Source organism: Corynebacterium pyruviciproducens ATCC BAA-1742 (assembly GCF_000411375.1).
In the GTDB taxonomy this organism is placed as follows: domain Bacteria; phylum Actinomycetota; class Actinomycetes; order Mycobacteriales; family Mycobacteriaceae; genus Corynebacterium; species Corynebacterium pyruviciproducens.
Genome location: NZ_KE150446.1, coordinates 821,293 through 833,854, shown reverse-complemented (window position 1 = coordinate 833,854; position 12,562 = coordinate 821,293). Strand labels below are relative to the sequence as shown.

Sequence of the window (12,562 nt, the reverse complement as noted above, 5' to 3'; positions counted from 1 at the left end):
GGTTGTTGCCGCCAAAGGTTCCGTTAACCTACCGAACACCCCTAAACAGGGGTATTTGTGGGGTGGTGACCTGCTGCTCGGCGTGTCGGCGCAGCGTTCACACCCAATCCCTCTGCTTCTCGGCTCCGCTGGGCAGGTGTGCTAACTTGTCGACGCCCCTAGGTTTCCTTTGAGCAGCCGACTAGCTTCGGTCACCGTCGCCGCGGTGCGCGTTGCGGTGTGCGTGCGTCAGCACTCGACAAGGACGGTGAACGGCCCATCGTTGACAGATACGACCTCCATGTGGGCACCGAACCGGCCGGTTTCCACAGTGAGACCACGGGTGCGGAGATCCGCCGCGATGGCATCGATCACAGGTGCCGCGCGGTCACCGGGGGCGGCATCCGACCACGAGGGGCGGCGCCCCTTGGCGGTTCGGCCCATGAGCGTGAACTGGCTAACAAGCAGGACGGGGGCTCCGGCGTCCGTGGCGGAGAGCTCACCGTCGAGGATCCTCAGCTCCGCAATCTTGCGGGCCATCGTCTTCCAAGCGTCGTCCGCGTCATCGCGGCCGATGCCAACAAGCGCGAGGATCCCACCGGTATCCGGGCAGTCGATCGCCCCCACAGTCTCACCGTCGACCGTGACGGATGCGGAGGTCACCCGTGTCAATACTGCTTTCATGTGCTCATCCTTTCTCAGCGTGCACACCGTGTCGCTAGTGTCGATCCTATTGCAGGGAGGATTCATCCCGTCGCATGGCTGCGGGGCTTACCTAGCCTCACCCACCCGCGCGGAACCCACACGCCCACCGCTTGGGGTCTCACTTCGGCAGGAGAGCTCGGCCGTGGACACCCCCACCGCAGCACCGGGGAGAGGCCACCCGTACAGAGTTGCCGGGCGCCTCACCAGATGAGGCTACTCACCTGTTCCCCTTGTCGGGGCGCACCGGACCGGGGCGGGCACCTGTGCGCGAGGGGACCGCATGGTGCAAGGGACATCTTCTACCAGAGGCTCAGTAAAACGAGGCGGGGGAAACGAGATCCGCTGGGAGCACGATCCCATGCTGGATGAGTGCGGTGAGAAGAGGCAGAAATAGCCGGGTAAGTTCCTCGCTATCCACACCGTTTGCCAGCGCGAAAAGCTCCACGACCTCGCCGAGGGGAAGCCCCTGCGGGGAGAGCCCGGACAGGAGTGACACCATGTCCGCATCGATCTCGTGGGTGTAGGCGAATCCGTCCATTCGCGTCAGGCGCATCACGTGGTCTTTCCACCCCACGGTCTGCTCGGTATCCGGGAGCGACACCTTCTCCAATGCAACGCTCGGGCGAACAAGGTAGGTGGCGGCAAGCATCGAATCCGGTGTATTCGTGCGCAGCCACTGCGCGCGGGTGAAGAACTCCGCCACCTCGTCGCCAGCGCCTTCCCCCAGGGGCGTGAGGATCTCCTCGGTGAAAACCTCACTGGGGGTGTCGTCGTCGAGTCGCTGCATGTGGATCATGCCGAGGCCGATGCGGGTGACCTCGTTGGTGCGGAAGTACTCCAGCCAGCTGCGCGTCATCTCAATACCGCGCTGGGAGCGGGGATCGATGCCCTCGTCCCGCAGGTACATGGCCGTGTAGGCGGCGGGATCGACGAGGTCGCGTTGGATCGCCCAGCAGCACACGCCAGTATCCGGCACGAACCCGGCGACATGATGCTGCCAGGATTCCTCGGCCGTGAGTGCCCACGCGCCAAGCACATGCGCGGTGCCACCGTGGGCGAGGTAATCCGGCAGCGTGCGGAGGACAAATTCCGTCGCGCCGTCGAGCGCAAATGTGGATTGGCGGTATGTTTTCGCCCCATCCTCGGGGGCGATGACAAACGGCGGGTTGGCAATGATCCGGTCGAAGGTGAGCCCTTTCACGGGCTCGAACCAGGATCCCTGTTTCAGCGAGGCACCGGTACCGGCAAGAGTCAGCTCGGCGAAGTCGAGCGCGCGCTGTGAAATGTCGGTGCCCCACAATTCGCGGGCGTGGCCAACCTGTGACAGGAGCAGCGTTCCCGCCCCGGTACCGAGGTCCAACACACGGGCCACAGGCGTGGTTGGTACCACCTGCATGAGCAGGCGAGATGCCGCGCCAAGCCCCATGACGTGCTGGTCCGAGATCTCGTTCACGTGCATGGAGGGATCGGGATCGGAGTAGGCCCAGCGGGGCACATCACCGAGCGTGTGCGGGCGAATGTCGCAGGTGAAGACGTGGGAGGCGGTACCTGTGACCGGTGACTGCACTGACTGGATTACACCTGCCTCCGTGCCACGCCGCGTGAGTTCCTCGCCCAGCGCGAGTGAGAGGTCCGCCGGCATGTGGAGGATAGCGGCCCGGATAATCTGATCCAGCGGAGTGCCTGAGGAGGTGGCCTCAATTATCGGCGCGGGTTCTCCGCGCGCAATGCACGCCATTACGTCCTCTCCCAGGTGCTCAGCTAAACCTTGCGGAGTAAACCCGAGTTCGGTGAAGTGGCTTGCAAGTTCCAGCCCCAGCTCTCGCCGGGGGGAGATGGAAGCAGCGCTGTGGGTGCCAGGTGGGCGTCGTCTCATAACAGAATTATGAACTACGTGGCCGTGTCCTCGCCACCGTGGGCGGTAGCCGTGCGAGAGTCCCGTGCCACTAGCCACGCACAGAATCGCACCCGCAGCGACACTAAAGCCGCTAGCCCGTGCAGAATCGCAATCGCCAGCAAAGAAAGAAAACCGCCCGGTAACACGTGAATAGACGGGGCCCATAGCCCGTGAATTGACGGGCCCGCCAACACGCGAACAATCGGGTGTGCGGCAAAAGAATTGAAAAGTCCGCTGGCCGATGCAGAACAACGATGCAGAACAACACAGAGTGATAAGGCGGCGGGTAGGCAGAGGCGCGAGGCGGTGACACGCTCGGGTGCTGCCGCTGGAGCGGATTGGCTTCCACGGGGTGAAAAGTCCTAGCCTTGTGCCTAGCGCAGATTCCTGCCGGTACGCGGAATCAAAGTGCTGTGTGGCACCCCTTTGCGGTGCAGAACCGAAGTGGCCTATGCGCCTGAGTCGGAGGCGGCTTCTCTCGCCGCGGTAGCCTCGCCACCTGCCGGTGAGGTGGACGGCTCGGGTGCCTCTTCACCGTTGTGACGCGCCGGGGCCTCAAGCTCCATCCGCACCGGCGCATGGAAGGCCATGTACGCCGAGTGCGCCTGCTGCGCACGGATCCGTTCCGGCTTGTATACGTTCTGCTCGCGCTTATCCCGAGGTTCACCCACCCCGTTGGCGATGACCACGCTAATCCAAGGCAGGGGGATAGATATAAGGAAAAGGCACCAGCTGAGCAGAATATTCTGCCAAATCAAGTAGGAGATGGCGGACATAACAAGAAACGGGATGCGCATTCCCTGCAGCCACATGTAAATAACTTTGCGATGTTCGTGATTTTGCCACGGGGTGCGCTTTTGCTGGTCCGTGATGAGCTCAACGGACGAGGAGCGACGGACGTGGGTCGCCCACCAATGCTTGGCGTGCTCGCCGAATCCCTCGTCAGAGTCTGCGGTGTCCGAGGGATCCTCTGCGTCGATCACCATCGCGCCTTCAGCATCCGGCGGGGTTTCGGAGTTAGACGTGCCTGTATCCCTTGTCTCGCGCGCGTCGGTCGCCCCGCGCGCGTCCCTTGTCTCGTTCGCATCCCTTGTGTCGTGCGCGTCGGTCGCCCGGCGCGCGTCCTCCGAGTGATCGGCATTGTGCGCGCGGCCGTCCTGAGAGGGGTGGCCCTCGGTCTCGCCACCGCGCGGGTGGGCATCGCTCGCGCCGGGGCGGTCACCACAGGCGGAACCGAAATCGGAGGCATGGCTGTGCGAGCCAGCCGCGTCGTGCGTCTCCTCACCTGGGTTTGGGCCTGTCATAACCCTTAGGTTAAACCCAATTGAGAATTTTCGGGGAAACTGGGGCATGATAGGGGGCGTGCCTACTTCTACCAAAACTATCGAGCGCCCGGATGTGCGTGAGGATACATCCACGTCAGACGATACCCCCAGGTTCTTCCACTACGTAAAGAAGAATCAGATCGTTGATTCCGCTGTGAGCGGCAAAATGGTTGTCGCGTTGTGCGGGGAAACGTTTCCTGTACGGAAGCAGGCGAAGCCCGGATCTCCCGTGTGCCCCGATTGTGAGCGGATCTACAAGAGCCTGCGCAAAAGGTGAGCATGGGGCTACGCAACTGGCAACAACGTGCGCTCAACACCTACCTGCGGGAAAACCCCAAGGACTTTCTTGCCGTCGCTACACCAGGCGCCGGCAAGACGACGTTTGCGCTCACCGTAGCCTCCGAGCTTCTCAACCGACGCATTGTTAACCGCGTCATCGTCGTTGTGCCCACTGAGCACCTGAAAACCCAGTGGGCACAGTCGGCTGCCCGGTTTGGGATCTCGCTCGACGCGCACTTTTCTAACTCGGATGGCGTCAACCCCGCGATGAACGGGGTGTGCGTGACCTACGCACAGGTATCGATGCACCCTTACAAGCACCATGCAGTCGCGGAGGCCAAAAAGTCGCTCGTGATCCTCGATGAGGTGCACCACGGTGGTGATGCGAAGAGCTGGGGCGAGGGTATCCAGATGGCCTACGGCGACGCGGAGCGCAGGCTGTCCCTCACCGGTACCCCCTTCCGCTCCGACGATGCCGCCATCCCGTTTGTCCGCTATGCGCCGGACGGGAATGGGCACCTGGTTTCGCAATCCGATCACACGTACGGCTACGGCGAGGCGCTTGCCGACGGAGTTGTGCGTCCGGTTGTGTTCCTCGCTTACTCTGGGCAGGCACGCTGGCGAGATAGCGCTGGCGAGGAATACGAGGCGCGACTGGGTGAGCCCCTCAACGCGGAGCAGACAGCCCGTGCGTGGCGCACGGCCCTGGACCCCAAGGGCGATTGGATCCCGGCGGTGTTGCAGGCCGCCCAGACGCGGCTGGAACAGCTGCGCCAAAACATGCCTGATGCCGGTGGTCTCGTCATCGCTACCAGCAAAGAGACCGCCCGTGCGTACGCCAAGATTTTGGAGAAGCTCTCGCGCTCACCGGTGACTGTTGTGCTCTCAGACGATTCCAAGGCCAGCGAGAAGATCGCTAACTTTTCCAAGAGCCAGGATGAATGGATGGTGGCCGTGCGCATGGTGAGCGAGGGCGTGGATGTTCCTCGCCTCGCCGTGGGCGTGTACGCCACGTCAGCCTCCACTCCGCTCTTTTTTGCCCAGGCGATTGGCCGTTTTGTGCGTTCGCGGATGCCAGGGGAGACGGCATCAATCTTTCTCCCCAGCGTCCCCGTGCTGCTCGATCTTGCCGCCAAGCTGGAAGATTCGCGCGATCACGTGTTGGGCAAGCCCCACCGCCCCTCGGAGGGGTGGGACGACGAGCTCCTGGAAGATGCGAACAAGGAGAAGAACGAGCCCGATGCCGAGCGAGGGTACGAGTCGGTTTCAGCGGAGGCGGAGCTCGATTCCCTTATCTATGACGGTTCTACCTACGGCACGCCTACTTTCACGGGTTCTGACGAGGAGCGCGACTACCTTGGCTTGCCTGGACTTTTGGACGCGGAGCAGATGCGTGAGCTGTTGCGGCGTCGGCAAAAGGAACAGCTGGATAAGCGTGAGGAAGAGCGTCGAGAAGCCGAGAAAAAACAGGAAGAGGAGCGCCAACGTCGCTCGGACAGTGGCGGTGTAGCGGCCGCCAAGAGCAGGGTCGCCTCCCAGGAGATTCCGCGTTTGCGCAAGGAACTCAACGCCTTGGTGCAAATTGCTGCCGCCCGGAAGCACCGCCCGCATGCGCAAATTCATACCGAGGTGCGCAAGGCCTGCGGCGGGCCACCTACATCAATGTGCACCGCCGCGCAGCTGCAGGAGCGCATCGATTACCTCCGCAGGTGGTGACTTGTCGCGCTGAATGGCGCGGCAGACGCCTGCTCCCTCCCCGTCCAAAAAATCGCCCCATTGGGGCGGGGAGCGTGGCTGATTCCGCGCGGTAGGCGGCAAACCCGTGGCAGCTGGATGTGCCCTCTGCCCAGGTGCACTCATGTCCAGTTGCCAGCACTGGTCCGCGGCGGACAGCCAGTGTGAGCGGGGATCTTGTGTGTCTCTCCTCCGACACCGCCGAGCCAAGGAACGACCCCACCGACGGCGGGAGAACGCACAAAAAGTGGCGAAGACCACGAGGAGTTCTCGGGCTCGTGCGGTTGCAAGGGGGATAGCTAAGGCGCATACTGTATAACGTTCGTTCAATAAATTGAGAAGGGGCCCCAGTGACAACAAACAATCACGAAGACGGTGCCGACGAAACCCGCGTCAACCCGCAACGTGAGGACAAGGCCACCCGCCTTAGCGAGTCAGCAGTAGAGAATAAGGCCTCCGCCTCGGAGCAGGGCTCAGCCAGCGGTGATGCGACCAACGCTGCCGAGGCACACAAACCTACTCATGCGGACGAAAGCTCACAGGTGGCACAGTCCGTTAACGATCCGTACGGCCTAGGTACCACCTACGGTTCGACGGGGCACGCCGGTGGGGCCGGAGCAACCGGGGCCACCGAGGCGTCTGACTCCCAGCACCTAAGCCAGGGCGCACAAGGAACTGCCGGTTGTAACCCCTACCCGGCGCAGCACCAGACGCAATCAGCGCATGGCTCAGGCTTTTCCGCCACAACGCGGCAGCCTGCGGGATCTCCGGCAGCCCCGTCAATCTCTCCCAGCGCCAGGCCCGATGTCGCTGGGCAATCGCGGAGCTTTATTTCTGCGCTGTTCGATTTCAGCTTCTCCCAGTTCATCACCCTGGGGTTTGCAAAGCTCATCTATATCGTCGCCGTCGTAGCAACGGCAGTTCTGATATTCTTCACGGTCATTGGTGTTTTCGCCACGGTATTCTCTGGCTCTGTAGGCATCGTCGAAGGCATCTTCGTCTTCATTTTCGGCCTCTTTGCAGCGATCGTTGGGGGCGCCATCAATCTCATCGTTGTGCGCCTCGTGCTTGAGCTTGCGGTCAGCATCATCCGTCTCGCACAGAATTCCACTGAGATAAAGGAAGAGCTTCGCCGGAGGAACATCTAGCACTCTCCATGACGCTTGCGTCGCGCATGATGCCCGCAATAGCGATGCTGCCCGCGGTACACCTGACGCTCGCGACGGTGACGACGCTCGCGACGGTGACGACGCCCGCGACGGTGACGACGCCCGCGACGGTGACGACGCCCGCGACGGTGACGACGCTCGCGCCTGAGACATAAAACATCCCTCGCACCGTGATGGTTGCGAGGGATGTTTTGTGTTTAAGTTACTCGAGGTAGTCGCGCAAAACCTGGGAACGAGAGGGGTGACGAAGCTTCGACATCGTCTTCGACTCGATCTGGCGAATACGTTCGCGGGTAACGCCGTACACCTGGCCGATCTCGTCCAAAGTGCGTGGCATGCCGTCGGTAAGCCCGAACCGGAGCTTCACCACGCCAGCCTCGCGCTCGGAGAGCGTCTGGAGCACATCCTGCAGCTGATCCTGCAGAAGTGTGAAGGACACGGCATCGACGGCAACAACGGCCTCGGAGTCCTCGATGAAATCGCCGAGCTGGCTGTCGCCTTCGTCGCCGATGGTCTGATCCAACGAGATCGGCTCACGGGCGTACTGCTGGATTTCCAGCACCTTCTCCTCAGTGATGTCCATTTCCTTGGCCAGTTCCTGAGGAGTGGGTTCGCGGCCGAGGTCCTGCAACAGCTCACGCTGGATACGCCCGAGCTTGTTGATGACCTCCACCATGTGCACCGGGATACGGATCGTACGAGCCTGGTCCGCCATAGCGCGGGTGATGGCCTGCCGGATCCACCAGGTGGCATAGGTGGAGAACTTGTAGCCCTTGGTGTAGTCGAACTTCTCCACCGCGCGGATCAGGCCAAGATTGCCTTCCTGGATGAGATCCAAAAACGCCATGCCACGGCCCGTGTAACGCTTGGCAAGGCTCACCACGAGTCGGAGGTTCGCCTCGAGGAGGTGATTCTTTGCCTTCCGGCCGTCACGAGCTACCGAGCGGAGGTCTCGCTTTTGCATGTTGGACGGTTTCTCGTGATCTTGTAGCCACTCGGGATCCTTGAATTGGTCGAGGATATGCGTGGCGTAAAGCCCAGCTTCAATCCGCTTGGCTAGCGAGACTTCCTGCTCAGCGTTGAGAAGTGCGACCTTGCCGATCTGCTTGAGGTAGGCACGAACCGAGTCAGCGGATGCGGTGAGCTCCGCATCCTTGCGGGCTTGGCGGAGTGCTGCGGACTCCTCCTCGTCCCAGACGGAGTGTTCATCTTCGTCTTCGTCAGCGACATCGCCATCGGCACCGCTGTCGAACGGGTGATCCTCGTCCTCAGCCTCGAGATCATCAAGATCAGCGTCTTCTGCCACCTTTGTATCCTCGTCTTCGTCCGCGGCCTTGGATGAGCGCTTGGTGGTCTTCTTAGCAGACTTGCGGGTGGTCTTCTTCGCCGTCTTCTTGGCGGACTTCTTCGCGGTCTTCTTGGCAGTGTTCTTTGCCGTCTTCTTAGCGGTCTTCTTCGCGGGCGCTTCCGAGGTCTCTTCCGCGTCGCTGGTTGCGGTGGATTCCTCCGGGGTGGAGGTCGAATCGGCAGTGGTCTTTGCTGAGGCCTTCCGCGCAGTCTTGCGGGTGGTCTTCTTCGCCGCCTTTTTGGCCGTCTTCTTCGCAGGGGCGGTGGCCTTCTCGGACGAATCCTCAGTCGGCTCTGAAGCAGATGCAGCCTTTCTCGGGGCTGCCTTACGCGCGGTCTGCTTGGCAGTTTTCTTCGCCGTCTTCTTTGCAGGGGCAGCAGAAGTGGTTTCCTGCTTTTCCTCAGGAGCGGCAGAGTCTGCCTCTGTCGAGGCAGAGGCGGTTGATTTTGCAGTCCGCGCCGAACGTGTGGCCTTTCTCGGGGCCGCCTTTTTGGCTACTTTCTTAGCAGTGCGAGGAGCCTTTTTTGCCGTCTTCTTTGCAGGGGCGGTTGTGCTCGCAGAAGGGGAAGTCTCCTGGGACTGGTTCTGGGAATTATCCGAAGATTCAGTGGCTGTCACGTACGCCCTTTCGCCTCAACTACAACATCGAGTCATCTCCGCCACAGGCCCGGGAGCATTGCTCACGGTATCCCGTACCGAAGACCGTCTACGGCACTACATAATAGTTTGGGAGCTTGACATGCAAGCAATCACCCTGCCGTAGACAATCGACCACCCAGTATAGGTCAAATTAGTGAGGAGTGTTGTTTTCCGTCCCCTTATTTTGTGTGAAGTTGGTCACTTGGGGGTTCCGCCTTTGCACGATGTTGTGTATAGAGAATGCCTCGGCGGAAACTCAATCTACGGGCGCAGCTTGTTCTCTGCAGCGTAGGCCGCACCGATGATCCCCGCCTTGTTGCGGAGTTTTGCCGGCACCACTGGAGTCTCGCAGGTTAGCAGCGGGACCCATTTATCGGCTTTGCGGGAAATTCCGCCACCGACAATAAATAGGGAAGGCCAGAACAGGTTCTCGTATTCCTTGAGAACCTTGGACACTCGCTTAGCCCACTGTTTATAGGAAAGGTCCTTCTTGTCCTTTACGGCGCTGGACGCGTACTTCTCGGCTTCATGGCCGTCAACTGTAAGGTGGCCAAGTTCTGTGTTGGGGAACAAGGTGCCGTCGATAAGGAGTGCAGTTCCAATTCCGGTGCCCAGGGTCACGAGGATCACGGAACCGTGGGCGGCCTCCTTGACGCCATAGTTCACCTCGGCAAGTCCGGCCGCATCCGCATCGTTGAGCACGTACACCTCTTCGGTTCCGAGGTGCTCAGAAAACAGCTTGTGAGCATCAGTGTTGACCCACGATTTGTCGATGTTGGCCGCCATGAGCGCGGTTTGATTCTTCACGGCGGAGGGGATCGTGATGCCGATGGGACCGTCCCATTCGGCCTGGTCGACGATCTGCTTCACGGTATCTGCCACTGCCTCAGGGGTTGCTGGCTGCGGGGTGAGGATCTTTATCCGCTCACCGATGAAGTCACCCTTATCCAAATCAACCCTGGCTCCCTTAATGCCGGAGCCTCCAACGTCGATACCAAATCCGATGCGCGTCATGCATTCATCATAGCCTGAAGCACCACATCATTCTCTGGAATCCGCGTGGTTACGGGGAAAACTTCGTCTCATACCCGTCACTGGTCACTGTGAAGGGTGAAGCAAGATGTTCGCTTACGGCGGTTTCTCGCGGTTTGCGGTGTACCCATTGTGTACTGGGAACAGGTGAACGGTCATGGGTTGCGGCCTGGTTGTCTCAGCTGAGCTTTCTTGTTAGGGCCGGGGGTTGGTCTGGCGGAAACTTTCGAGGTGACGCACAATTGTTGTCAGCAGTACCGGCGGTACAGGCGAACACCGCGAGCCCGGGCAGGATTCTGGAAGTGGCAGTGCGAGTTGGTCAACGAGCTAACTCGGCCCTGCGTGTTGCGGGGAAGAACCGGTCGTGGCCTGGCGGCGTTGAAGTAACGCCGGATCTAACGGAGAGAGGAAGAAAATGAACCAGCCAAGCAAGGACATTGACCGCGGGGCATCTGCGGATGGGCAGCCCAGTTATGAAGAACTGCGGGACATTGCCTTCCGTATCGCCGTTGAGGCGGCGGCGCTGATCCGGCGGGAACGTGCAGAAATCGGCGATTTGCAGGCGGTGACGGAAACCAAGAGCTCTGCGGTTGACCCGGTGACCCAGGTAGATAAGCACTCCGAAGAGTTCATCACCGGGGAAATCGCCCGCCTGCGGCCCGAGGACGGAATACTTGGAGAAGAGGGTTCGAATAAAGAGTCCACGTCAGGCTATACCTGGGTAATTGATCCCATCGATGGCACCGTCAACTTTATTTACGGGATTCCCCAGTTCGCGGTGTCCATCGCATGTGCCAAAGGCGCTGACATCGTTGCCGGGGTGGTGATCAACGTGTCCACCGAAATGGCTTATCTTGCCGCGAAGGGCAGCGGAGCGTACAAGGTCCTCGCCCTCATCGATGAGGACGGTACCCCTGTAGAAGACGCGGCAACGAGGCAGAAGCTCTCGTGCTCTGGTGCCACCACGGTGGGGGAGAGCCTGCTTGCGACGGGCTTCGCCTACCTTGCTTCTCGGAGAAAACAGCAGGCCGAGTTGCTGACCACGGTGTTACCCCAGGTGCGCGACATCAGGAGGATGGGCTCCGCCGCCCTCGATTTGTGCGCGCTAGCTGAGGGGACCGTGGACTGCTACTACGAGCACGGCATTCATCCGTGGGACTATGCCGCTGGTGCCGTCATATCCAGCGAAGCGGGGGCCCGTGTACATTACCCGGGGCTAGATGTTCCGGGAGCCAACGGGAATCCTGTGTGGGGTGCAGCAAGTGGCGTGGAGCAGCAGTTTCACCACATGCTCGAGCGTGCCGGTGGGCTGGAGAGTATGCCGCAATCCGATTAGGGGAAAAGGAAGGGCGGAGGAGTGGCCACCCGTCACAATTCGGGTGCCATTTCTCGGCCTGGTGTGGGCTGAGGAAACGGCCCCACATGTATGTGAGAAAATCTTATTGTTCAGTTAGAAATACTTAGAAACAATTTGAGTGGGATACGTCACCAAAATACCCCCGTGTAAGTCTGTGAACTGTGTCTTTCGATGGTGGGGGTAGTTAAAGTGACAACGTTCCTAGGCCGGCTCTACTATGCCGAGAAAGCAGGATATGCGCTATCGATTCCGGCGCATTTGACAAGTCTAGGGATAAGGAATATTCAACATACATGGCTACCGATTATGATGCTCCGCGTCATCTCGCAGATGATGACCTAGAAGCCGACTCTCTCGAAGGTCTTCGCTCTCAGGAGAAGCAGAGCGACGATATGGATGACAACGGCGACGAGGTGGAAACGTTCGATATTCCCACTGCCGATGTCACGCGTGAGGAAATCGATGTCTCGGTTGTTCCCAAGCGCAGCGACGAATTCACGTGCGGCTCGTGCTTCATCGTCCAAAGTCGCAAGCGCCTGTCCCACCAGGAACCGGACGGAACGCTCATTTGCATGGACTGCGCCTAAGGGTAATTAAAAAGGCCCTCGTGGAACGCTGCAAGCGTTCACCGCGAGGACATAGGTGGTGCAACAACCATGCGTGACCGTGGTCGGCGGGACCAGTGTCGCGCGACGGCGGGTCTGGCTATTTATCGCCGCCTCACCTGGAGGTAACGGTGCTCCCGCCGTACCCGCACATCACCGCCCACTCAGGGGCGAGGCATGAGTGAGGGCTTTACACAACTGACAGCTTGCAGGGAATTCCACGGCTGGCAGGGTGTAAAGCCGTTTTTTTCATGCGGTGTTGCAGCAGGTGGCGTGTTGTGCGGGAGAATTTTTCCGTTGGGGAGTGGAGAGTCACTTCGTTGGAGCTGCAAACGAGACAATGCACTGTCAGTCAAGCGACGTCAACCGAGCAACGGGGACGGGCAGCGTCTGCCGGGCGATGCCTGCCGGGCAATGTTGGTAGGGCGATGTCAGCCGGGCAGCTGTTTCGCCACAGGTGTCCTCGCGGGTAGCGCGGTACCTCGGTACGAAC

The 12,562-nt window shown here is 60.5% G+C and carries 11 protein-coding genes; 6 read left to right on the top strand and 5 right to left on the bottom strand.

All coding sequences use genetic code 11. The features are described from left to right. Positions 1-228 precede the first annotated feature (228 nt). From dtd to HMPREF1219_RS13190, 3 genes are all read right to left on the bottom strand, one after another. Positions 229-663, bottom strand: coding sequence for a D-aminoacyl-tRNA deacylase (gene dtd, locus HMPREF1219_RS03615; RefSeq protein ID WP_016457660.1), 435 nt, complete (start codon positions 661-663; stop codon positions 229-231). Positions 664-994: 331 nt separating this feature from the next. Next, complete coding sequence (locus tag HMPREF1219_RS03610; protein WP_051120472.1) at positions 995-2,560, bottom strand: DUF7782 domain-containing protein; 1,566 nt, start codon at positions 2,558-2,560, stop codon at positions 995-997. A gap of 470 nt (positions 2,561-3,030) precedes the next feature. Continuing rightward, positions 3,031-3,885, bottom strand: a complete 855-nt coding sequence (locus HMPREF1219_RS13190; RefSeq protein WP_016457658.1) for a DUF3099 domain-containing protein — start codon at positions 3,883-3,885, stop codon at positions 3,031-3,033. Between the two features lie 46 nt (positions 3,886-3,931). Here HMPREF1219_RS13190 and HMPREF1219_RS03600 point away from each other — a divergent pair, with 46 nt between their 5' ends. The 4 genes from HMPREF1219_RS03600 to HMPREF1219_RS12755 all read left to right on the top strand — a co-directional run bounded on the left by HMPREF1219_RS03600 (position 3,932) and on the right by HMPREF1219_RS12755 (position 7,243). Continuing rightward, the gene (locus HMPREF1219_RS03600) at positions 3,932-4,183 is read left to right on the top strand and encodes a DUF3039 domain-containing protein (protein WP_016457657.1); all 252 of its coding nucleotides are present in this window, start codon (positions 3,932-3,934) and stop codon (positions 4,181-4,183) included. 2 nt (positions 4,184-4,185) lie between these two features. Further along, positions 4,186-5,901 (top strand): DEAD/DEAH box helicase, encoded by a 1,716-nt coding sequence (locus HMPREF1219_RS03595; RefSeq protein ID WP_016457656.1) that lies wholly within the window; start codon positions 4,186-4,188, stop codon positions 5,899-5,901. A gap of 368 nt (positions 5,902-6,269) precedes the next feature. Further along, positions 6,270-7,067, top strand: coding sequence for a DUF4282 domain-containing protein (locus tag HMPREF1219_RS13185; protein ID WP_016457655.1), 798 nt, complete (start codon positions 6,270-6,272; stop codon positions 7,065-7,067). Positions 7,068-7,075: 8 nt separating this feature from the next. After that, the gene (locus HMPREF1219_RS12755) at positions 7,076-7,243 is read left to right on the top strand and encodes a hypothetical protein (RefSeq protein ID WP_156823201.1); all 168 of its coding nucleotides are present in this window, start codon (positions 7,076-7,078) and stop codon (positions 7,241-7,243) included. A 47-nt stretch (positions 7,244-7,290) separates the two neighbouring features. Here HMPREF1219_RS12755 and HMPREF1219_RS03585 read toward each other — a convergent pair whose 3' ends face one another. Both HMPREF1219_RS03585 and ppgK read right to left on the bottom strand, forming a co-directional pair. Beyond that, on the bottom strand, positions 7,291-9,054 hold the full coding sequence (locus HMPREF1219_RS03585; RefSeq protein WP_016457653.1) for an RNA polymerase sigma factor: 1,764 nt from the start codon (positions 9,052-9,054) through the stop codon (positions 7,291-7,293). 282 nt (positions 9,055-9,336) lie between these two features. After that, positions 9,337-10,089, bottom strand: a complete 753-nt coding sequence (gene ppgK / locus HMPREF1219_RS03580; protein ID WP_016457652.1) for a polyphosphate--glucose phosphotransferase — start codon at positions 10,087-10,089, stop codon at positions 9,337-9,339. Between the two features lie 433 nt (positions 10,090-10,522). On the opposite strand from ppgK, the gene HMPREF1219_RS03575 reads away from it, so the two are divergent. Both HMPREF1219_RS03575 and HMPREF1219_RS03570 read left to right on the top strand, forming a co-directional pair. After that, positions 10,523-11,443 carry an inositol monophosphatase family protein gene (locus HMPREF1219_RS03575; RefSeq protein WP_016457651.1) on the top strand — a complete coding sequence of 307 codons (921 nt, stop codon included), beginning with the start codon at positions 10,523-10,525 and terminating at the stop codon, positions 11,441-11,443. A 314-nt stretch (positions 11,444-11,757) separates the two neighbouring features. After that, positions 11,758-12,051: a DUF4193 family protein gene (locus tag HMPREF1219_RS03570; protein WP_016457650.1), complete on the top strand. Its 294-nt coding sequence runs from the start codon at positions 11,758-11,760 to the stop codon at positions 12,049-12,051. The last annotated feature ends 511 nt before the right edge of the window (positions 12,052-12,562 follow it).

What these genes read in the sequence shown, in the direction of transcription:
- HMPREF1219_RS03595 (WP_016457656.1), top strand. Translation starts at nt 4,186, where the DNA reads ATGGGGCTACGCAACTGGCAACAACGTGCGCTCAACACCTACCTGCGG.
- HMPREF1219_RS03610 (WP_051120472.1), bottom strand. Translation starts at nt 2,560, where the DNA reads ATGAGACGACGCCCACCTGGCACCCACAGCGCTGCTTCCATCTCCCCC.
- HMPREF1219_RS03600 (WP_016457657.1), top strand. Translation starts at nt 3,932, where the DNA reads ATGATAGGGGGCGTGCCTACTTCTACCAAAACTATCGAGCGCCCGGAT.
- dtd (WP_016457660.1), bottom strand. Translation starts at nt 663, where the DNA reads ATGAAAGCAGTATTGACACGGGTGACCTCCGCATCCGTCACGGTCGAC.
- HMPREF1219_RS12755 (WP_156823201.1), top strand. Translation starts at nt 7,076, where the DNA reads ATGACGCTTGCGTCGCGCATGATGCCCGCAATAGCGATGCTGCCCGCG.
- HMPREF1219_RS13190 (WP_016457658.1), bottom strand. Translation starts at nt 3,885, where the DNA reads ATGACAGGCCCAAACCCAGGTGAGGAGACGCACGACGCGGCTGGCTCG.
- ppgK (WP_016457652.1), bottom strand. Translation starts at nt 10,089, where the DNA reads ATGACGCGCATCGGATTTGGTATCGACGTTGGAGGCTCCGGCATTAAG.
- HMPREF1219_RS03570 (WP_016457650.1), top strand. Translation starts at nt 11,758, where the DNA reads ATGGCTACCGATTATGATGCTCCGCGTCATCTCGCAGATGATGACCTA.
- HMPREF1219_RS03575 (WP_016457651.1), top strand. Translation starts at nt 10,523, where the DNA reads ATGAACCAGCCAAGCAAGGACATTGACCGCGGGGCATCTGCGGATGGG.